Source organism: Gordonia spumicola, assembly GCF_009932475.1.
Taxonomy (GTDB): Bacteria; Actinomycetota; Actinomycetes; order Mycobacteriales; family Mycobacteriaceae; genus Gordonia; species Gordonia spumicola.
Map to the genome: position 1 here is coordinate 855151 of NZ_BJOV01000003.1, position 21811 is coordinate 876961.

Sequence of the window (21811 nt, forward strand, 5' to 3'; positions counted from 1 at the left end):
AACGACCGGAGAGGCTACCTCGGTAGGGTGGCCGCGCACGAGATCGGGCCGCCCGACGACGTCGACGAGGCCAGCAGGTCCTCTCCCTGCATGATCGTGCAGGTGATGCGGCCGCGGACCACGATGCCGGTGAGACGGGCCCGGCGGTCGGAGACCGTGGTCTTCTGCTGCCACGGGGTGCCCGTGACCACCACGACCGTCATCGAGGTGCCGCTGCGGTACGACACCCCGACGACGTCGCCGTCGCCGGTGAACTGGTAGGTCACGGTTCCGGGTTCGCCCGTCGGCCGGGTGTGGGTGGACGTCGGCGTGGAACTGGTGGTGCTCGGCCGTTCCGACGACGACGTCGCACTCGACGACGGCGTGCTGGTGACCGTGGCAGCGCCCGTGTCCGACGACGAGGTGTCGCGGAACACGAGCACTGCCACCACGATCAACACGAGGAGAGACAACGCGACCGCCAGTGACAGGACGACGGTCCGCCCGTTGTTCTTCCCGTTGCTCATCCCTCGACGATAGCCTCCAGCGGCCGCGTGCGGGCCGCTGTCACCGCAGGCCACAGGGCCGCGATCACGCCGACGACGGCCGCTCCGACGAGCGTCCCGCCGATCAGACTCCACGGGATGACGACGCCCTCGAGTCCCCAGTAGGCCAGGGTGCGGACCAGCGGGATGCCGATCGCGAGGCCGAGGACGGCTCCGAGCAGGGCGCCGAAGACCGCGATGTACGTCGACTCGAGGTAGATGGACCGGCGAACCTGGGCGCGGGCCATGCCGATCGCACGGAGCATGCCGATCTCCCGCTTGCGCTCCACCACCGACAACGCGAGCGTGTTGATGATGCCGAGGACCGCGATCACCAGGGACAACCCGAGGAGGGCGTACAGCGTGACCATCATCTGGTCGATGTTCGACGAGATCGAGTTCTTGAACTCCTCGCGGTCCTGGATCTGGGCGATCAGATACGGGGCCGTGGCGTCCTCCAACTGAGTTCGCAGGTCCCCGAGGGAGACGCCCGGACGGCCCTTGACCCACACGAACTGCGCCGACCGCATGCTCTCGACAGGCACCAGCTTGTCGTACAGGTCGTCGCCGATCATGTACGTCCCGGCCATCTCGCTCGACTCGTAGACCCCGACGATCGGGACGGCGATCTCGTCGCCGGTGAGCGAAGTGACGGTCACCGTCTCGCCGAGCTTCCAGCCCCTGTCACTGGCCGTCCTCTCGTCGACGGCCATCCCGTCGCCCGTCACGTCGACGACGCCGTCGATAGGCGTGATCGTCGCGACGTCGGAGAACTTCCCGCCGATGGCCGCCGTCAGGTACGTCTGCTCGCCACCGATCTTGGCGACGGCGAACGCCTGCGTGACCACGGTCTGCGCGCCGGGGGCCTTGCGGATGGCGTCGGCGATGCCCAGCGGCATGTTGCCGCCGTTGGTCCCGCTGACGACGTAGTCGGCCTTGACGCCCTTGTCGACCGCCGAGTTGACGGTGCCCTTGAACGACGTACCGAGGATGCCGATCACCACGACGAGCATCAGCCCGAGGGTCAACGCGAACGCGGTCGCCGCACTCCGACGCGGATTGCGGACGGCGTTGGTCCTGGCGAGGCGCCCGACGGTGCCGAACGGCTTCTCGAAGAGTCCACCGAGCACACTCACGAACGGCTGCGACAGTGCGGGCGCGCCGAGCACGATCGCGACCACGGCGAGGAGTGCGCCGATCGCGACGATGAGGGCGCGGGTCCCGCCTTCGCCGAGTCCGCCGATCACCAAGGCCGCGACGGCGAGCACGCCGAGGATCGCGCCGATCAGCGTGCGCTTGCGCAAGGAGCCCGCGCCCGGTTCGACGGCGCTCTCGCGCATCGCCTCCACCGGCGGGATCCTGGACGCGCGCCGCGCCGGGATCCACGCGCTGAGCATGGTCACGATGACGCCGACGAACACCGCGGACGCGATGGCGGCGACGCCGATCTCGATGCCGTTGGACGGCAGACCCTGCGACTTCGTGAATGCCAGCATGCCTGCGGCGATGGCCGCACCGAGGCCGAGGCCGATCACGCCGCCGAGGACGCCGACGAGCAGCGCCTCGGTCAAGACCGACCGCGAGACGTCTCTGCGGCTGGCGCCGATGGCGCGCAGCAGTGCCAGTTCCCGGTTCCGCTGGGCGACGATCATCGAGAAGGTGTTGTAGATGATGAACGTTCCGACAAGCAGTCCGATCGCGGCGAACGCCAACAGGATGTAGCGGAAGATCGTCAGGAAGTCGCCGATGGCCGCCTTCTCGTCGTCTCGCACCTGATCGCCGGTCCGGACCTTGTACAACTCATCGACCTTCGTCGCGTCGCCGAGCGCCGCATGGACGCGGTCGCGCAGCTCGGTGTCGGACACGCCGGGCACCGCCGTCATGTCGACGACCGCGACGTAGTCGCCGTCGGAGAAGTAGTCCTTCGCCGTCTGCTGATCGAACTGGATGCCGACGTACCCGCCGGTTGACGACGACAGGTCGGTGATGCCGACGACGATGACGTCGATCGGATCGGACACTCCGGTGCCGAGGACGACCTTCGTCTTCGAGCCGACGTGCAGGCCTGCCTTGTCGGCGGCGGTCCTGTTGATCGTGATCTCGTTCTCGGCCGTCGGGGCCCGACCCTCGACGAGCTTCATCGAGTCGCCGATCGCCTGATCGGGCGGCAGGTACGCGGACGCGACGCTCGGCGCGCCGCCGGTCTGGATGGCCTTGCCGGACGAGTCGGCGACGGTCACGGGGCCGCCGTAGTTCTCGACGAGCTTGTCGATGCCGAGCTGCGCCTTCGAGTCGCGGAGTTTCGTGACCAGCTCGACCGGAACGCCCGGCGCGTCCCGATCGGCGGCGCTGACCTCGACGGACACGCCCTGGGCGACGTTGTCGAAGATCGCGTTGAACGCGTTCGACACGGTGGATGTGAAGATGACGGCCGCCGCGACGAAGCTGGTGCCGAGGACCACCGAGAACACGGTGAGCACCAGGCGCAGCTTGTGGGAGGCCAGGCTCCGCGTGGAGACCTTGCGCATGACCGAGCCCATGGTCACTGCGCTCCTGCCGAAGCGCCGCCCGCGCCGTCGAGATTCTTCATGACTTCGAAGACGTCGTCCGCCGACGGGCGCACCAGTTCGCGCACCAGCTGGCCGTCGGCCAGGAACACGACGCGGTCCGCGTACGACGCGGCCCGCGGATCGTGCGTGACGATGACGACGGTCTGCTTGAACTCGTCGGTCGCCGCCCGCAGGATGCTCAGCACCTCGCCCGACGACCGGGAGTCGAGGTTGCCGGTCGGCTCGTCACCGAAGATGATGTCGGGACGTCCGACGAGGGCCCGGGCGCATGCGACGCGCTGCTGCTGACCGCCGGACAGCTCACTGGGACGATGCCCGAGGCGGTCGCGGAGACCGAGACGGTCGACGACCGTCTCGAACCACTCCTGATCGACCTTGCGGCCCGCGATGCCCTGCGGCAGCGTGATGTTCTCCTCCGCGGTCAGCGTCGGGACCAGGTTGAACGCCTGGAAGACGAAGCCGATGCGGTCGCGCCGCAGCTTGGTCATCTCCTTGTCGCCCAGGCCCGAGAGTTCCACGTCGCCGATGCGGACGCTTCCGTCCGACGCGGTGTCCAGGCCGGCGAGGCAGTGCATCAACGTCGACTTGCCCGACCCGGACGGGCCCATGATCGCGGTGAACTCGCCCGCTCCGAAACCGATGGACACGCCGCGCAATGCGTGCACGACGGTGTCCCCCGCCCCGTACGTCTTGGTCAATCGGTCGGCGCGCGCGGCGACTCGACCGTGCTGTTCTGCAGCTGCGTGTGTCATGCCGTCCAGAGTCGCAGAGATCACGCACCCGCGCTATCGGGATCTACCCTGACCCGACCCCGAAAACGACAGAAGACCTTTCGACTCGCTCCGCTCGCTCAAGGAGCGGGCGGGGCGACACCCTACCGAGTCGAAAGGTCTTCTAGACGGTTGCTGTATGCCTGTCAGGCGAGGCGTTCGCGGAGGACGTCGAGCTGAGCGTTCAGTTCGGCGGGCAGCTTGTCGCCGACGAACTCGAACCATTCCTCGATGCTCGGGATCTCGTTGCGCCACTCGTCGGCGTCGACCGCGAGGGCCTCGGCGACATCGGCGGCGGGGACGTCGAGACCGGAGAGGTCGAGCTCCTCGGGCTTCGCAACGATGCCGATCGGCGTGTCGACGCCCTCGACGTTGCCTTCGATACGGTCAACCATCCACTTGAGGACGCGGCTGTTCTCGCCGAAGCCGGGCCACAGGAAGCGACCGTCCTCGCCGCGGCGGAACCAGTTGACGTAGAAGACGTGCGGCATCTGCGCGCCTTCACGGCGACCCAGGTTGAGCCAGTGCTCGAAGTAGTCGCCGACGTTGTAGCCGAGGAACGGCAGCATCGCCATCGGGTCGCGGCGGGTCGCACCGACCTTGCCCTCTGCGGCAGCGGTCTGCTCGGAGCCGACGGTGGCGCCCATGAAGACGGCGTGCTCCCAATCGCGGGCCTCGGTGACCAGCGGGACGGTGGTCTTGCGTCGTCCGCCGAACAGGATGGCCGAGATCGGCACGCCCTGCGGGTCGTCCCACTCGGGGGCCAGGGTCGGGCACTGCGACATCGGGGTGCAGTAACGCGAGTTCGGGTGGGCGGCCTTGTCGCCCGATTCCGGCGTCCAGTCGTTGCCGCGCCAGTCGACGAGGTGGTGGGGAGCATCGCCGATGCCCTCCCACCAGACGTCTCCGTCGTCGGTGCGAGCGACGTTCGTGTACAGCGTGTTGCCCGCCTCGATCGTCTTCATGGCGATCGGGTTCGAGTCCATGCCGGTGCCCGGTGCGACGCCGAAGAAGCCGAACTCGGGGTTCACCGCGTACAGGCGGCCGTCCTCGCCGAAGCGCATCCACGCGATGTCGTCGCCGACGGTCTCGGCGCGCCAGCCCGGCAGGGTCGGCAGGATCATCGCGAGGTTAGTCTTACCGCAGGCCGACGGGAACGCGGCAGCGACGAAGTAGACCTTGTCCTCGGGCGAGATGAGCTTGAGGATGAGCATGTGCTCGGCCATCCAGCCCTCGTCGTGGGCCATCGCCGATGCGATGCGCAGCGCGTAGCACTTCTTGCCGAGCAGGGCGTTGCCGCCGTAGCCCGAACCGTACGACCAGATCACGCGGTCCTCGGGGAACTGCACGATGTACTTCTCCGGGTTGCACGGCCACGGCACGTCGGCCTGACCCGGCTCGAGCGGCGCGCCGACCGAGTGCAGGGCCTTCACGAAGAAGCCGTCCTGACCGAGGGTCGCCAGGACCTCGGGACCGACGCGCGTCATGATGCGCATCGACAGGACGACGTACTCCGAGTCGGTGAGCTCGACGCCGAGCTTCGGGTCGTCCGAGCCGAGCGGGCCCATGCAGAACGGCACAACGAACATGGTGCGTCCACGCATCGAGCCGCGGTACAGGTCGGTCATCGTCGAACGCATCTCGTTCGGGTCGACCCAGTTGTTGGTGGGGCCGGCGGCCTCTTCGGTCTCCGAGCAGATGAAGGTGCGCGACTCGACACGGGCGACGTCGGCCGGATCGGAGAGAGCCAGGAACGAGTTCGGCTTCTTCTCGTCGTTGAGCTTCACCATGGTGCCCGCCTCGACGAGCTGCGCGGTGAGACGGTCCCATTCCTCGTCGCTTCCGTCCGACCAGACGACCCGATCCGGCTGCGTCAGTTCAGCGACTTCGGCGACCCAGGCCAGCAGCCCGGGGTGGGTGGTCGGGGCGTTCCCGGGCTCGAGGCCGGGAATGGTCGCAGCGGTCATGCGGGGCTCCTTGGTTACGGCGATGCCTGGCCCGGCGTTGTTCACCCGGCACAGTTGTCCACGAGGATACGCGCTCCTAACGGACATCCGGCAGTCGGGACAGCGAGGAATTCGTCACTCCAGGCGGCCGAGTGATGTCGGACTCCATCGGAGCGGTTCGGACCTCCCGTCCGCCACCTCTGTGCTGCCGTCCGCGTGCAGCGTCGTGATCCGATCGACCCGCCCGTCGCCGTCGGTGTCGGTGAGCACCGCGTGACCGCCGTCGAACTCGGCGGTCAACGACTCGGCGACGCCGTCACCGTCGGAGTCGAAGTCGGCGGGCCCCAGATCCCACAGTGCCCCGTCGTCGTAGATCCACAGCGAGTCGGCGGGATCTGTCCCCGCATCGTCGGATCGCGCATCGAACCAGTCGTCCATCGGCACCCTCTACTCGTCCCTCTTAAGGTTAGACGCGCCGCGGCCCCGTTCGGTTCCATATCTCCCTGCTCACATGCGCTTCGACCGCCGTCACCCGCGCGATCAGGCGGTGCTCCATGCTGGTCCGGGCGAGAGAGACGGTGTCGGCCGTCCATCTGCGCAGAGACGCCCTCGCCGCGGCCGTCCGGCGCACGCCGACGATCCACGCGGCGACCGCCACACCGACAACAGCGGTGACGACGCCGCCGAGCAGCCATCCATCGACGAGCGGAGCCACGAGCATCCGTCCCGCACCGAATCCGCCCGCCGCCCCGAGGAGCAGGACGACGGCGTCCTCGCCCGAGCCGTTCCGGTGCGGAGGCGGACTCGCCGGCCGCATCGGCGGCTCGGGTGCGATGTCCCCCGGGTCGACGCCGGGAAGCCCGAGAGTCGCGGTACGGCGCACATGATTCAGTCGCTCGTCGAGTCCGGCCTCGGCCGTGGACGCGATGACGCCGATCGACTCGATGAGCCACGCGCCGAACGCCCGGCCGTCGCGCACGTCGGCGCAGGCCCGGTCCGCGGTGACGGCCAGCGACTGGACGGACTCGCGGACGGCGGTCGCCGTCTCGGTGCGCGCCGCCGCGATGCCCGCCCGCAGCCCGGACATCCGATCGGATCGTTGCGGACCCGCGGCGACCCGCACGGGATCGGCGAGTGCGACGACGGGCGTCGGCGTGCGCCGCGCGGGCGCCGGAGCCGCGGTGTCGGGCGCGCGACACCAGTCCGCGAGGTCGTCGACGCCGCGGCCGTCCGCCGCCGACACGGCGAACAGCGCGAGTGCCCGATCCGGGTCGAGAGCGTCGCGGGCGCGGGCGGTGGTCTCCGGCCAGTCGGGATGCCGTTCCACTCCGCACGCCACGATCGCGGTGGGCGCCGACTGCGCGGCCAGGAGTTCGCGCTCCTCATCGCCGACGTCACACGACAGATCGATCGCCACGATCACCGCGTCCGGTTCGGTGTCTCCGACGTCCACACCGGCCGCGACCAGGGCCTCCCCGAGCCGGGACGGTTCGGCGCCCGCGAGTCCGACGATCCGAACCCCGGTCACGACGTCGCCCCGGCCAGCACGGCCTCCACCCGGTCGCGATCGTGTCCGCGGGCCGCGGCGAGCGCGAGTTCGGCCCGCAGGCGTCTATCGCGGGCCGCTGCGACGTCGGCCGATGCGGCCCTGACCGCCGCGGCGAGGGCGTCGATCCCACTGATCCGACGAAGTTCCGCGGCGAGCCGCTCGGGTGTGTCCGCGTCGAACCGCGCGGCGTGGGCCACGCCTGCGACGCCGAACCGTCGGAGCAGGTCGGGATCGTCCGGATGCTCGCGGAGCCGGACGAGATCCGTCGGCCCGACGTTCACCGCGGCGAGCAGCCCGGACACCGGATACACCGAAACGCCCAGTTCACGGGCTGCGTCTGCGGCGAGGGCAGCGGGATCGTCGCGCAGGTCGGCTTTGCCCGCCACGACGACGCTCACCCCGGCCCGAGCGAGGGCGTCGACGTCGCATCGTCGCGGCGCGGCTCCGATCACCCGGATCGTCAGATCCGCGTCGTCCGGCGGCGAATGGTCGTCGATCACGCTGGCGCACAATCGGAATCGAGCCCGGACCGCCGCCGCGAGAGTCGTCCTCCCGGTCCGGCCGTGCCCGCCGATCGTCACCCGCAACGGCGCGTTCCGCCGGTCCGTCGCCCGTTCGCACACATCGTCCCCGGTCATCTCCGACCACCTCCCCCAAGGTCGACTTCGACGCTACCTGCGGTGTCGGTTGCCTGCATCGCTTTCGAATGCGCGACGATAGACCGGTGAAGAACGACGAGAACCAGGACAACTCTCGCCTGTATCCCCGTGTGACGAGCTTCCGTTTCCGGCGAGGCGCACTCACCGCGGGGCAGAAGAACAACTGGGAGACGCTGTGGCCCGCCCTCGGCCGCGATCTCCTCACCGGAACCGACGCCGCGGACGAGCCGCCGCTGGACCGCGAGGCGTGGTTCGGTCGCGACGCACCGCTGATCGTCGAGGTAGGCAGCGGCACCGGGATCTCGACGGCCGCGATGGCCGCGGAGGAGCCCGACGTCGACGTCGTCGCCGTCGAGGTGTATCAGCCCGGTCTGGCACAGCTCGTCGGCCTCGTCGATCGCGGCGGACTCACCAACGTCCGGATGATCCGCGGCGACGCGACGGTGGTGCTCAGCGAACTCGTCGCGCCCGACAGCCTGACCGGCGTACGCGTCTTCTTCCCGGATCCCTGGCCCAAGACACGCCACCACAAGCGACGCTTCCTGCAGTCGGGGACGATCGAGCTGATCGCCGACCGCCTCAAGCCGGGCGGCGTGCTGCACATCGCCACCGATCACGCCGACTACGCGCTGTGGATCGCCGAGCTCCTCGCCACCCAGCGGGCCGACCGCGCACACGTCGTTCCACTGACCTTCGAATCTCCGATTCTTCTGGAACGCCCGACGACTAAGTTCGAGGGGCGGGCCCACGTGGAGGGTCGCGACATCAACGAGTTCGTGTACGTCAAACCGTTCCCGCGGGAGACGAAGCGGACGCAGGAGGACTAGCCGATGACCGCACCTGAGTTCGCGGACGCAATGTCGGGCGCGAGCAGCGTCAAACGCGTCCTGCTCATCTGGGACGCCCCCAACATGGACATGGGGCTCGGCAGCCTGCTGGGCGGACGCCCCACCGCGGCCCATCGTCCGCGGTTCGACGCCCTCGGCCGGTGGATGCTGCAGCGGACCGCCGCGATCGGAGCCTCCGGCCGCGCGGACGTCGAGCCGGAGGCGACGGTCTTCACGAACATCGCTCCCGGAAGCGCCGATGTGGTCCGCCCGTGGGTCGAGGCCCTGCGCAACGTCGGCTACGCCGTCTTCGCCAAGCCGAAACTCACCGAAGACAGCGACGTCGACTCCGACATGCTCGACCATCTGCAGGTGAGAAGGCACACACCGGGCCTCGCCGGGGTGATCATCGCGTCGGCCGACGGGCAGGCGTTCCGCGAGCCGCTCCTGGAACTCGCAGGTGAGGGTGTCCCGGTCACCGTGATCGGCTTCCGCGAGCACGCGAGTTGGGCGCTGACCACCGACGGACTGGAATTCGTCGACCTCGAGGAGATCCCCGGAGTGTTCCGGGAGCCGCTCCCGCGGATCAGCCTCGACTCGCTCCCCGACGACGGAGCCTGGCTCACGCCGTTCCGTCCGCTCAGCGCCTTGCTCAAGTAGTGGTTACCGATTTTTCTCAGGTGTAACTGAGACAATCGGAATTTCGAGTGTCCGCGACAAGGAAGGAAGCCGGCGTGTTCGGATCCCTCGGCTCATTCGTGTACCGAATGCGCTACACCGTCATCGCCGTGCTGATCGCACTGATGGGCGGCCTCGGACTCTACGGCATGGACTTGCCGAAGCACTTGTCGCAGAGCGGCTGGTTCGACCCCAACTCGGAGTCGGTCGCCGGATCGATCGTCGCCGACGCCGCTCTCGGCCGCGATCACAAGTCCGATGTGATCCTGCTGGTCAGCCCGCCCGACGGGACGCTCGTCGACGACGACGCCTTCAACAAGAAGATGCAGAAGATCGTCGACGACCTGCTCGCCGAGTACCCGGACGTCGTCAGCCGCGAGGTCGACGCGACCCACGCCGGTCTGATCAGCCCGTTCGACGCGATCACGAACTCGGCCGACCAGGCGGCCGCGGACCTCAAACGCGAGCGGATGTGGACCGCGGACCGCAAACACGGGTTCATCTCCATCGGCGTCGCGGGCAACGACGACACGACGATCCTCAACAACTACAAGAAGATCGAACCGTTCTTCGACGACCTGGCGGGCCGCTACGACCTCCCCGGCACGCAGTTCGAACTGGCCGGTCTGCAGCCGATCGCGGGCGCGATGAGTCGCGGCATGGACGCCGACATCCATCGTGCTGAGATCATCGCGCTGCCGGTCGTCGCCCTGATGCTGCTGTTCGTGTTCGGCGGCGTGGTGGCCGCGATCCTGCCGGTGTTCATCGGCGGCCTCACGATCGCCGGGTCGCTCGGCATCACCAAGCTGATCGCCCAGACCACCGAGCTCAACATCTTCGCCCAGTCCGTGATCACACTGATCGGGCTCGGCATCGCCATCGACTACGGCCTGTTCATGGTCAGCCGCTTCCGTGAGGAGTTGGCCGAGGGCTACACCGTGAAGGCCGCGGTGAGACGGTCGGTCATGACGTCCGGTCAGACGATCGTGTTCTCCGCGACGATCATCGTCGCGGCCCTGGCCTGTCTGTTGATGTTCCCGCAGGCCTTCCTCAAATCCGTGGCGTTCGGCGCGATCGCGTCGGTGGCGCTCGCGGCGCTGCTGTCGGTGACGGTCCTGCCCGCCATCCTGGCGATCCTCGGACGCCGCGTCGACGCGCTGAGCGTGCCGTTCCTCAAGCGGACCCGGACCCGTGAGGAGATCGAGGCCGGGTTCTGGGGCAAGCTCGCGACCTGGGTGATGAAGCACCCGTTGAAGACCGCGATCCCGACGGTCCTGCTGCTCCTCGCACTGATCATCCCGTTCGGCAACATCGCGTTCGGCGGACTGAGCGAGAAGCTGCTCCCGCCGGACAACGCGAACCGCGTCGCACAGGAGCATTTCGACAAGCTGTTCCCGACCGAACGCACCGAAGAGCTCAAGCTGATCGTCGTCTACTCGCAGGACGATCCCGATCCCGCAGGCAAGATCCAGGCGATCGCCGACGCGGCGAACAAGATCCCCGGATTCACGAAGAAGTTCTCGCCGGACGCCTCCGACGGCGGATCGGACGGCGTGTACGGCGATCCGGAGACCGGTCTCGGTGTCACGCAGATGTCGGCCGGCCTGGTGAACCGCAACACCGCGGCCGAGGCGATCAAGGAGCTCAGGGCGATCGACGACCAGGGCCTGCGCGTCTATGTCGCGGGAACCCCGGCACTGACGCAGGACTCCATCGACTCGCTGATGGCGAGGCTGCCGTTCATGGCGATCCTGCTGGTGGCGGTGACCGGGCTGCTGATGTTCCTGGCGTTCGGGTCGATCATCCTGCCGATCAAGGCCGCGCTGATGACGGCCCTCGGTCTCGGTTCCACACTCGGCATCCTGACCTGGATCTTCATCGACGGCAACGGCGCGTCGATCGCGAACTTCACACCCGGCCCGCTGTTCGCGGCGATCCTGGTGCTGATCATCGCGATCATCTACGGCCTGTCGACGGACTACGAGATATTCCTGTTGTCCCGCATGGTCGAGGCCAGACAGAACGGTGCGTCGACCACCGAGGCGATCCGCACCGGCACCGCGCACACCGGCGGCATCATCACCGCTGCGGCCGCGATCCTGGTGGTCGTGACCGGCGCGTTCGGCCTGTCGGACATCGTGATGATGAAGTACATCGCGTACGGCATGATCGCGGCGCTCGTCCTCGACGCCACCGTGATCCGCATGCTGCTCGTCCCGTCGGTGATGAAGCTGCTCGGCGACGACTGCTGGTGGTCGCCGCGGTGGATGCAGCGACTCCAGCAGAAGATCGGGCTCGGCGAGACGACGCTCTCGGACGAACCCGATCAGAAGGAGCACACGCGGTACGACCAGGCCACGGTCAGTTCCGGCGGTGTCGTCGCGGCCGCAGAGGCTCCGACGACGGCGATGAAGAGCATCCGCGTGGAGACGACCAAGCGCCGGGGCCCGGCGACGCCGGAGCCAGCGAGTGTGGAGAGCACGCTCGACGAGCTGATCGACGACGCGCCGAAGGCGACTCCCGTCGACACGGCGCGCAAGAGCAGCGGGCCGGACACCGGGTCGTGGCGGCTCGGCGCGGGCGGTGTGCGGATGGCGTCGCAGGATCTCCGTCCGCGTCCGCCGCAGCCCCGCCCGACGACCGGCGGACAGCAACCACGGCAGGCTCAGCCGCAGGGCGCCGTCTCCCAGCCGCAGCCGGTGATCTCGAAGCCGCAGCCCGCCGTGCGGCCACCGCTTCCCCGCCGACCTCAGCAGCAGCCCGCGGCTCCTGCACGGGCCGCCGGTCCGCAGCGGCCGACGCCCCAGGCGCCCCCGCCCCCGCCCCAGGCTCAGCCTCCGCAGGCTCCGCCCGCCCCGGCTCCGCAGACGCAGGCCCCCGCCGCGCCCCAGGGCCCGCCGCACGTCCAGCCGACACCGGACGTCGTCGAGGATCCGGCGGGCACACGGTCGGCTCGCCAGCTGCGGCCCGACCGGGGCGACGAAGGCAACCAGATCAGCGTGCAGGAGTTGCTCCGTCGGAGTCGCGCCAGTCGGTCGGACCAGGACTGACCGGACCGATGGCTTAGGCTGGACTTCATGTCTGATGACGCCACGGCCGACGCCGCCGACACTCGGTCGGGAACGCGTCGCCCGTGGCGTCGCTGGCTTCGGTGGGGTCTGCTCGTCCTGATCATCGTCATTCTCGGCACCGAGGGCTACCTGATCTGGCCCAAGCTGAAGGACACGTGGGTGCGCTTCGGCAGCCTTCAGTGGGAGTGGGTGCTCGCGTGCATCGTCGCGGCTCTGCTCTCGATGGACAGTTATGCCCAGGTCCAGCGGGTGCTGATGCGATCGGCCGGCGTCAAGGTGCGTCAGCGGGAGTCGTTCGCGGTGATCCTGGCGTCGAACTCGGTGTCACAGACGATGCCCGGCGGTCAGGTGCTCTCGCCCGCGTTCATCTACCGCGAGAGCCGCAAGTGGGGAGCGTCGCCCGTCGTCGCCTCGTGGCAGCTGGTGATGTCCGGGCTCCTGGCCGGTGCGGGACTCGCGGTCCTCGGTCTGGGCGGCGCTCTGCTCGCCGGCGCGAAGACCAGCCCGTTCTCGGTGATCTTCAGCGTGGCCGGATTCCTCGTCTTCGCGATCGGCGCCCAATACCTGGCGAGTCATCCGCAGTCGTTGGAGGCGATCGGCCTCCGCGTGCTCGGCTGGATCAACAACATCCGCGAGAAGCCCGTCGATCACGGCACCGCACGACTCCGGTTGACCCTCGAACAGTTGCAGGCCGTCCACCTGAACCGGCGCGACGGCGCCGAGGCGTTCGCGTGGAGCTTCTTCAACTGGGTCGCCGACGTCGCGTGTCTGGCGTTCGCCTGCTGGGCCGTCGACTCCCATCCGTCCATCGCGGGCCTGATGGTCGCGTACGCCGCGGGCAAGGCGGTCGGCACGGCCGTCCCACTGCTGCCCGGCGGCCTCGGCGTGGTGGACGCGATGCTCGTCCCCGCCCTGATGTCGGCGGGCATGAGCCTGCCCGATGCGACCGCCGCGGTCCTCATCTACCGCATGATCAGCTACGTCCTCATCGCCGTGATCGGCTGGGTCGTGATCGCCGTCCGCTACCGCGGACGTTTCAAATCGGGCGACAACCTCGACCGCGAGATCGAGAACGACCGCGCGCAGACCACCGAGCCCCCGGACGAAGGCCGCGACGAACCGGCCCCCGGAGGGTCGATACCGTAGGAGGCATGTCGCCCGTCTCGTCGTCCCGAAACCCGCTCGGTCCGCTCGCCGTCGCAGCGTGCTGCGATCTCATCGCGCTCGTGGTCTTCGTCGCCATCGGCCGTCGCAGCCACGACGAGGCCGAGTCGGTCGCCGGTTTCCTGCACACCCTGTGGCCGTTCGTGGTCGGCGCGGCCGTGGGCTGGGCCATCGCATACGCGGTCACCCGTTCACGCGGATTCCTGCCGTCGCGGATCGTGCCGGACGGTCTGGTGATCTGGGTGTCAACGGTGATCGTCGGCATGGTGCTGCGCGTGGTGTCCGATCAGGGAACCGCGGTCTCGTTCGTCATCGTCGCGTCGATCGCCACGGGCGTGCTCCTCGTCGGCTGGCGCGGCCTGGCCGCCGTCGCCGACGGCCGCCGGAGGGCTTGAACCGTCAGCGCGTGGAGACGCGGAAGTACTTCTGCGCCACCTGGAGCGCCGCCGTCCCCGACTTGTCTCCGTCGCAGTAGACGACGATCACCTTGCCGCCCTGGATGCCGACGAACCAGCCCGGTCCCTTCGGGCCGTTGGTTCCGACGAGGGCGCGCAGTCCGGGCGCATTCGTGATGTCGCTGGCGTCTCCCTTGCGGGCGATCGTCGCCATCTGACCGAGGATGTCGCGACTGACGGCAGGCGTCAGCGCTCCGAGTTCGCCGTTGTCGACCTTGGTCGTCGCCCCGTTGATGACGTACGGCGCGACGGACTCTCGTCTGCCAGCGTCGGCGCGTGCGAGGGCGACGCCGAGGGCGCCCATGTTGAGCATCGACGCGGTGAAGGAGTCGGGCGAGAAGCGGGCCGTCGACACCGTCGGCGTCGGGTCGCGCGGAACGCTCACACCGGGCGCGACGAACCTGACGCCGAGCCCGTAGTGATGCAGGACGTCGTGTGCGGCCCGCGTGTCGTCTCGGGCTCCGGGCACCGCGCGGTCGACCGCGTCGAAGACCGGCCTCAGCACACTGCCGGTCGCGTACGAGAGCGCGGGTTCGATCTTGGCGGCGGATGCGGCGTCGTTCTGCGCCATCGCGAGGACTCCGCCGGTCTGCGCGTCGAAGATCATCATCGCCGCGGGCTGCGCGACGTCGACGACGGAGTCGCCGAGGATCAGCTGCTGGTTCTGGTCGATGCTGGTGGCGACGTCCTTGCCGGGCGGACCCTGCTCGCCCGCGAGTCGCCGCGGCCGCTGTCCGGGAGCCGCGAGCTGTACCTGCCAGCCCGCCGTCGCGTCGCGAATCGCGTTCCAGTAGTTGGTCAATCCCACTTCGAGCGGGCTCTCGAGCCGCCTGTCGTTCATCACGAGGCGGCCGGTGCGATGCACGGTGACCCCGGTGATCCGCTCGGGATCGGAAGCCAACACCTTCATGTCGGGATCGCGGAGCGTCACGGCGGTGATCGGCTGACCGTTCGCCTTGTCGACCTGGCCCGCGATCACCTTCGCGGTCACCAACGGTGCGATCGGCTTGATCGACGCGGCGAGGGCGGCGATCGCGGCGTCGACCTTCTTGCCCGCGGCGCTCGGGTCGAAGTTGATCTCGTTGACGGGCTCCATCTGCATGAACGTCTTGCCGCTGCGGCTGTCGATCGACGGAGCCGGCCTGGCGTCGGTGCGGATCCGCTGCAACCGGGCGCCCGACGGCATGCCTTGGAACAGCAGGCTCGGATCCCACTGGACCTTCCAGCCGCTCGACAGTTTGCGGACCATGCCGGACGTCGACGTCGCGTACGTGCTGTCGTCCTGCCACTGCCAGGTCGTCTTCATGGTGAACGACGCGGTCCCGTCGCTGTACTCGACGGGCTTGTCGACGACCGTCGACACCGATCGCGCGTCCATCCCGGCCAGTGTCGCCGCGAGCGCCTCGGCCGCGAGGGCGGGCGAACTCGTGAACGTCGACGCGGCCTGCGCGTCCTGCCGTTCGACGGCGTCGGCGAACTCCCCCGCGACCCGTCCCGCATCGGTGGTCTCGTCGCTCCCGCAAGCGGATACCAACCCCACGGCGACGACCACGGCCGACGCCGCGCTCACTGTTCTCGTTCCCCTCCACGCCATGAATCAATTTTCACTTCTTTCACATGCGTTTCTCTAGTCACAGGCTCACATTCGTGGATCGATGAGGTCACGATTGCGCATCGACCCAGCCCCGCAAGCCCGAACACCAGCTCCTACTCCGCGAATCCCCAGCCGATGCGGGGATCGTCGTCGAGGACGTGGCCGACCTCAGAGGTCTGCACCAGGTACAACTCGAGGTCCCGATCGGGCATCGCGGCGAGCCGACTGCAACTAGCCACCCCATCGCGGACCGACCGCCGATATCCGTGAACGGTCATATCTCCCTTCGGGCCAGCTGGTTCATACTGGAGCCATGCCCCCGACGATTCTCCGCGCGTCCGATCGCGTCGCGACGACGACCGAGTGGCTGACGTCGTCGCACAGCTTCTCGTTCGGCGACCACTACGATCCGGCGAACACACACCACGGCGTGCTGATGGTGCACAACGAGGACGTCATCGCCCCCGGTCAGGGCTTCGACACCCATCCGCACGCGGAGACCGAGATCGTCACCTGGGTGCTGTCCGGGTCCGTCGTCCATCAGGATTCGGAGGGCAACAGCGGCGTCATCCATCCGGGGCTGGCGCAGCGGATGAGTGCGGGGACCGGCATCCTGCACTCGGAGCGAAACGACGACCTCGAAGCGGGCGACGAGCCCGTGCACCTCGTGCAGATGTGGATCACGCCCGACGAGCACGGCCTCGACCCCACCTACGACCAGCGGGACATCTCCGCCGATCTGACCCCTGGCACGGTGGTCCCCGTCGCGTCCGGCGACCCGGCCCACGACTCCGCGATCCGCATCCACAACGCGGGAGCCACCCTGTACGCGGTCCGCCTCAACGCCGGGCAGAGCGCCGCCGTCCCGCCGGGCCGCTTCACTCACCTGTTCGTCGCAGCGGGCTCGGTCGCCGTCGACGGCGAGTCGCTGCACGCGTCCGACGCACTGCGCGCCACCGATTTCGGCGGATCCCTGATCACGGCCCACAGTGATTCCGAGGTCCTGATCTGGGCGATGTCCAAGCGGCTCGGGGAATAGCGGGTACCGGTCGTGCACTATGGAGTGCGTGACCATCGAACACAACGGCACCGACCTGACCTCCGGACTCGACCTGGAATGGGTGGACCACTCCGTCCGCGTCGCCGACGACCTCTTCGCGCACGTGAACGGGCGTTGGCTCGACTCGCATGAGATCCCCGGCGACCGCAGCATCGACGGCGCCTTCCACGTCCTCCGCGACAACGCCGAAGCCGATGTCCGCGCGATCGTCGAGGACACCGAACCCGGGACCCTCATCGGCGACCTCTACGCGTCGTTCATGGACGTCGATCGCATCGAGGCGCTCGGACTGGACGCCGTCGCCGAGGACCTGTCGGCGATCGCCGCGATCTCGTCGACCGCCGATCTGGCCCGCACCCTCGGCTCGCTGCAGCGCGTCGGCGTCGGCGGACTGTTCGGCTTCTACGTCGACACCGATGCCCGACAGTCGGATCGATACCTGGTCCACGTGACGCAGAGCGGCCTCGGGCTGCCCGACGAGTCGTACTACCGCGAGGAGAACCACGCGCAGACGCTCGGCGCCTACCGCGAGCACGTCGCGGCGATGCTCGGTCTCGCCGGGGTGGACGACGCCGCCCGCGCCGCCGAGACGATCGTCGACCTGGAGACGCTCATCGCGTCGCACCACTGGGATGTGGTCCGACGCCGCGACGCCGAGGCCTCCTACAACCTGCGGACATTCGCCGAGTTCGCGGACACCGCCACCGGATTCGACGTCTCGGCGTGGCTCGAGGGCGTGCGGCCTCCCAGCGACGAGACGTTCGCCGAGGTGATCGTCGGCCAGCCGTCGTTCCTGGAAGGCGCGGCCGCACTGATCGAGAGTCGGCCTCTCGACGACTGGAAGACGTGGCTCACCTGGCGCCTGCTGCGCAGCGCCGCTCCGTACCTCTCGAGCGACTTCGTCGACGAGAACTTCCGCTTCTACGGCACCACCCTCACCGGTGCGGAGGAGATCAGGGAACGCTGGAAGCGCGGCGTCGGCTTCGTCGAGTCGGCCGCGGGCTTCGCGGTCGGCGAACTGTACGTCGCCAAGCACTTCCCGCCCGCGGCGAAGGCGCGCATGGACGAACTGATCGCGAATCTCGTCGAGGCGTACCGGCGGAACATCACCGACCTGGAGTGGATGACGCCCGCGACGCGTGAACGGGCCCTGGACAAGCTCGGCAAGTTCACCCCGAAGATCGGGTATCCCGCCACCTGGGTCGACTACGCGACGCTGACCGCCGACCCGGCCGATCTCGTCGGCAACTCGCGGCGCGCGGCATCGTTCGAGACGACCCGCGAACTCGCGAAGATCGGGAAGCCCGTCGACCGCGACGAGTGGTTCATGACGCCGCAGACGGTGAACGCCTACTACAACCCCGGCATGAACGAGATCGTCTTCCCCGCCGCTATCCTGCAACCGCCGTTCTTCGACCCGGACGCCGACGACGCGGCCAACTACGGCGGCATCGGCGCGGTCATCGGCCACGAGATCGGCCACGGCTTCGACGATCAGGGCGCCAAGTACGACGGCGACGGCAATCTCGTCGACTGGTGGACCGACGACGACCGCGCCGAGTTCGGCAAGCGGACGTCGGCCCTCGCCGCCCAGTACGGGGAGTTCACGCCCGAGGGACTCGATCCGAAGTACAAGGTCAACGGCGAGTTCACCCTCGGCGAGAACATCGGCGACCTCGGTGGGCTGTCCATCGCACTCGTCGCATACGGCATCGCCACCGAAGAGGCCGACGCAACACCGGTGATCGACGACCTGACCGGCGTGCAGCGCGTCTTCTACAGCTGGGCGCAGATCTGGCGCACCAAGACCCGTGACGCCGAGGCGATCCGCCGCCTGTCGATCGACCCGCACTCGCCTCCCGAGTTCCGATGCAACGGCGTCGTCCGCAACGTCGACGCGTTCTACTCGGCGTTCGACGTCGCTCCCGGCGACGACCTGTACCTCGAGCCGGACCAGCGCGTCCGCATCTGGTGAACGCCCGGACGGCGGCCCGCGTCGGACTTCCCGCCCTGGCGATCCTGGTGTGGCTCGTGATCGCGGGCGTCGCCGGACCGATGGCAGGCAAGCTCAGCCAGGTGACGACCGACGACGCGAGCGCATTCCTGCCCGCCTCGGCCGAGTCGACCCGAGTGGAGGCGATGCTCCCCGACTTCACCGACACCGAGTTCTTCCCGGCGATCGTCGTCGCCGAGAACCCGGCGGGTTGGTCGGCGTACGACTCACGTTTCCTCACCGACGCCCTCGCACCGCTGCAGGGCTCCGAGGGGTTCGCCGGCCAGTTCTCGCCCGCGCTGCCATCGGCCGACGGCACAGCGGCACAACTGTTCGTCCCGGTCGCGACCGCGGGCGAACCGGCCGACGCCGTCGAATCGATCAAGGCCGCGCTGGCCGATCCGCCTCCCGGTGTGACGGTCCGGCTGACGGGTCCCGCCGTACAGGTGGCCGATCTGTCGAGCGCGTTCGCGGGCATCGACGGCATCCTGCTGCTGGTCGCCGGGATCCTCGTGCTCGTGATCCTGGTGCTGGTGTACCGGTCGCCGATCCTGCCGATCGTGGTGCTGCTCTCCGCAGTGTTCGGCCTGTCCCTGGCGTCGGGCGCGGTCTATCTCCTCGCCGACGCCGGCGTACTGGAACTGAACGGACAGAGCCAGGGCATCCTGTTCATCCTCGTGTTCGGCGCGGCGACCGACTACGCGTTGCTGCTGGTGGCGCGCTACCGCGAGCATCTCGCGGACGTCGAGAATCCGCGGGACGCGCTGCGCACGGCATGGCGCGCGACACTGCCTCCGATCGCGGCGTCGGCGGGCACCGTGATCCTCGGTGTGCTGTGCCTGCTGTTCTCCGACCTGAACTCCAATCGGAGTCTCGGCCCGGTCGCCGCGATCGGCGTCACCGCGTCGTTCCTGGTGTCGATCACGTTCCTGCCCGCCGCGCTCGCCGTCCTCGGACGCGCCGCGTTCTGGCCCCGGCGCCCCTCCCCCGGTGACACCGCATCGCCGCATCGACTGTGGACGCGGGTCGCGGACATCGTCGGAGCCGCACCGCGTCGGACGTGGGCGATCACTCTCGTGGTGTTGCTCGCCGGAGCCGTGTTCGCGCCGATGTTCCGCGCCGACGGCGTCTCGACGAAGGACTTCTTCCTCGGTGAGACCGACTCGGTCGCGGGCGCCGAGATGCACGCCGCGCACTTCGACGCCGGTGCGGGCTCGCCCACCTGGGTGCTGGCGCCCGCGCACGTCCTCGAGGCGACGACCGACGCCGTCCGCGGAGTGGGCGGGGTGTCCTCCGCGGAACCGTTGACCGCCGACGGCCGACCCGTCGTGCGAGAGGGAACTGCCGCGGTCCAGGTCACGCTGACCGACGACCCGGACTCGCTCGCCGCTCAGGGCACGGTCTCGACCATCCGCGCCGCCGTCGCACGGATCGGCGGCGTGAAAGTCGGGGGTCCCACCGCCATCGACCTCGACACCCGGCTCACCGCGCAGCACGACAGGAACCTGGTGATCCCGCTGGTCCTGCTGGTGGTGCTGGCCGTTCTGATCCTGCTGCTGCGCTCGCTCGTCGCACCGCTGCTCCTGCTGGGGACGACCGTCCTGTCGTTCGCGACCACTCTCGGCGTGGCGGCACTGCTGTTCAACGGCCCGTTCGGCTTTCCCGGGGCCGACCCGGTCGTCCCGTTGTTCGCGTTCGTGTTCCTCGTCGCGTTGGGCGTCGACTACAACATCTTCCTCATGACACGCGCCCGCGAAGAGGCGCAGCGGATCGGGACCAGGGCCGGCGTGCTGTCGGCGTTGACCAGCACCGGCGGCGTGATCAGCGCCGCGGGCATCGTCCTGGCAGCCACGTTCGCCGCGCTCGCGGTGATCCCGCTGCTGTTCCTCGCCCAGGTCGCGTTCCTCGTCGCGTTCGGCGTACTGCTCGACACGATCATCGTGCGGTCGCTCCTCGTCCCAGCCCTCGCCCTCGACGTCGGCAGTCGAGTCTGGTGGCCCGGGGCATTGAGTCGCGCCGACGCCCGGAACGGCCGACCCGAGTAGGCCCCGGACTCTTCGCCGAGGACTCCGAGGTCTTCTCGTTGCCGATGAGACAGGCCGCCGCACCGATCACCAATCCGACGACGACGCCGACGTCCGGGCGGTCACCCATGATCACCCAGGTGAGGAGGGCCGCTATCGATGGGATCACCCCGAAGAGGAGCGACACGGCGGCGGCTCCGGCCTGCCTGATCGCGGCCAGGTAGAGCGTCGCGGCGACGACCGAATTCGCGATCACGAGAACCCCGATCGACCACGCCGCGGTGTGGACGTCGGAGACATGCTGCGGGGTGAGGATCGCGAAGATCGACGCCGGAGCCAGGGCTACGCCGACACCGATGGTGTTGATCGCGATCGGATGCCCCTGCGAGAGGTACCGCTGCTGGTAGACGCCGCCGACCGCCAGGCCGACGACAGCCATGACCACCCAGCCGATCGCCGCATCCACGTGGCCGACCTCCATGACGCGGCCCGCGAACGCCACGCACACCGCGATGAGCGCGAGCACCGTCGCCAGCACACGGCGGCGGGAGAGCGGCTCGCGGAGCATCGCCGCAGCGGCGCCCGCGGTGATCACCGGGTTCATCGCGATCACGAGCGCGACCAGCACCGGTGAGACTCCCGCGTACATCGCCTGGTAGCAGCCGACGAACTGGAGCCCTTGGGACAAGAAGCCGACGACCACCGCGTGCCACGCCTGCACACCTCGCGGCCACTCCAGGCGCATGACCGCCACGATCACCGCGAGAATGACGACCGACGCGAGGAATCTCGTCACGAGCACGACGCCAGGCGTCGCGGCGTGCACCGCGACGGCCCCGATCGGGTAGCCGAGCGCGTAGAGCACAGCGGTGGAGGAACCGAGTGGAACTGAAAGTCTCACATGATCCACAGTGCAGCCCGGACGCC

The 21811-nt window shown here is 68.9% G+C and carries 18 protein-coding genes; 8 read left to right on the top strand and 10 right to left on the bottom strand.

Annotated elements, in window-relative coordinates; translation table 11 throughout:
• Positions 1–14: 14 nt before the first annotated feature.
• The 7 genes from GYB83_RS10080 to GYB83_RS10110 form a co-directional block, all read right to left on the bottom strand.
• Positions 15–506 carry a hypothetical protein gene (locus GYB83_RS10080; protein WP_161895350.1) on the bottom strand — a complete coding sequence of 164 codons (492 nt, stop codon included), beginning with the start codon at positions 504–506 and terminating at the stop codon, positions 15–17.
• Positions 503–3052, bottom strand: a complete 2550-nt coding sequence (locus GYB83_RS10085; RefSeq protein WP_161895595.1) for an ABC transporter permease — start codon at positions 3050–3052, stop codon at positions 503–505. Before GYB83_RS10085 ends, GYB83_RS10080 begins: the two co-directional genes overlap by 4 nt.
• A gap of 14 nt (positions 3053–3066) precedes the next feature.
• Positions 3067–3846 carry an ABC transporter ATP-binding protein gene (locus tag GYB83_RS10090; RefSeq protein ID WP_161895351.1) on the bottom strand — a complete coding sequence of 260 codons (780 nt, stop codon included), beginning with the start codon at positions 3844–3846 and terminating at the stop codon, positions 3067–3069.
• Between the two features lie 164 nt (positions 3847–4010).
• Positions 4011–5831: a phosphoenolpyruvate carboxykinase (GTP) gene (locus GYB83_RS10095; RefSeq protein WP_161895352.1), complete on the bottom strand. Its 1821-nt coding sequence runs from the start codon at positions 5829–5831 to the stop codon at positions 4011–4013.
• Between the two features lie 114 nt (positions 5832–5945).
• Positions 5946–6248, bottom strand: coding sequence for a DUF6802 family protein (locus GYB83_RS10100; protein WP_161895353.1), 303 nt, complete (start codon positions 6246–6248; stop codon positions 5946–5948).
• Between the two features lie 28 nt (positions 6249–6276).
• Complete coding sequence (locus GYB83_RS10105; protein ID WP_161895354.1) at positions 6277–7338, bottom strand: hypothetical protein; 1062 nt, start codon at positions 7336–7338, stop codon at positions 6277–6279.
• The gene (locus tag GYB83_RS10110; RefSeq protein ID WP_161895355.1) at positions 7335–7997 is read right to left on the bottom strand and encodes a hypothetical protein; all 663 of its coding nucleotides are present in this window, start codon (positions 7995–7997) and stop codon (positions 7335–7337) included. Before GYB83_RS10110 ends, GYB83_RS10105 begins: the two co-directional genes overlap by 4 nt.
• Positions 7998–8065: 68 nt before the next feature.
• On the opposite strand from GYB83_RS10110, the gene trmB reads away from it, so the two are divergent.
• From trmB to GYB83_RS10135, 5 genes are all read left to right on the top strand, one after another.
• Complete coding sequence (trmB, locus tag GYB83_RS10115) at positions 8066–8845, top strand: tRNA (guanosine(46)-N7)-methyltransferase TrmB (protein ID WP_161895356.1); 780 nt, start codon at positions 8066–8068, stop codon at positions 8843–8845.
• Positions 8846–8848: 3 nt separating this feature from the next.
• A complete protein-coding gene (locus GYB83_RS10120; RefSeq protein ID WP_161895357.1) occupies positions 8849–9505 on the top strand; it encodes an NYN domain-containing protein in 657 nt (218 codons plus the stop codon).
• A gap of 74 nt (positions 9506–9579) precedes the next feature.
• Complete coding sequence (locus tag GYB83_RS10125; RefSeq protein WP_161895358.1) at positions 9580–12573, top strand: MMPL family transporter; 2994 nt, start codon at positions 9580–9582, stop codon at positions 12571–12573.
• A 27-nt stretch (positions 12574–12600) separates the two neighbouring features.
• Positions 12601–13740 carry a lysylphosphatidylglycerol synthase transmembrane domain-containing protein gene (locus GYB83_RS10130; protein ID WP_161895359.1) on the top strand — a complete coding sequence of 380 codons (1140 nt, stop codon included), beginning with the start codon at positions 12601–12603 and terminating at the stop codon, positions 13738–13740.
• 5 nt (positions 13741–13745) lie between these two features.
• Positions 13746–14153 carry a DUF3054 domain-containing protein gene (locus tag GYB83_RS10135; protein ID WP_161895360.1) on the top strand — a complete coding sequence of 136 codons (408 nt, stop codon included), beginning with the start codon at positions 13746–13748 and terminating at the stop codon, positions 14151–14153.
• Positions 14154–14157: 4 nt separating this feature from the next.
• Here GYB83_RS10135 and GYB83_RS10140 read toward each other — a convergent pair whose 3' ends face one another.
• Together GYB83_RS10140 and GYB83_RS10145 are read right to left on the bottom strand one after the other, a co-directional pair.
• Positions 14158–15783, bottom strand: coding sequence for an NTF2-like N-terminal transpeptidase domain-containing protein (locus GYB83_RS10140; protein ID WP_228461366.1), 1626 nt, complete (start codon positions 15781–15783; stop codon positions 14158–14160).
• 137 nt (positions 15784–15920) lie between these two features.
• Positions 15921–16085, bottom strand: coding sequence for a hypothetical protein (locus tag GYB83_RS10145; protein WP_161895362.1), 165 nt, complete (start codon positions 16083–16085; stop codon positions 15921–15923).
• 35 nt (positions 16086–16120) lie between these two features.
• Between GYB83_RS10145 and GYB83_RS10150 the strand changes: the two genes are divergently transcribed.
• From GYB83_RS10150 to GYB83_RS10160, 3 genes are read left to right on the top strand one after another with little or no spacing between them, the layout of a single operon-like run.
• Complete coding sequence (locus tag GYB83_RS10150; protein ID WP_161895363.1) at positions 16121–16846, top strand: pirin family protein; 726 nt, start codon at positions 16121–16123, stop codon at positions 16844–16846.
• 19 nt (positions 16847–16865) lie between these two features.
• Entirely contained in the window at positions 16866–18842 is a 1977-nt protein-coding gene (locus GYB83_RS10155; RefSeq protein ID WP_161895364.1) for a M13 family metallopeptidase, read from the top strand.
• Positions 18836–20905, top strand: a complete 2070-nt coding sequence (locus tag GYB83_RS10160; RefSeq protein WP_228461421.1) for an MMPL family transporter — start codon at positions 18836–18838, stop codon at positions 20903–20905. Before GYB83_RS10155 ends, GYB83_RS10160 begins: the two co-directional genes overlap by 7 nt.
• On the opposite strand, the gene GYB83_RS10165 is transcribed toward GYB83_RS10160, so the two are convergent.
• Positions 20796–21785, bottom strand: coding sequence for a DMT family transporter (locus tag GYB83_RS10165; protein ID WP_161895366.1), 990 nt, complete (start codon positions 21783–21785; stop codon positions 20796–20798). The genes GYB83_RS10160 and GYB83_RS10165 overlap by 110 nt on opposite strands.
• Between the last annotated feature and the right edge of the window lie 26 nt (positions 21786–21811).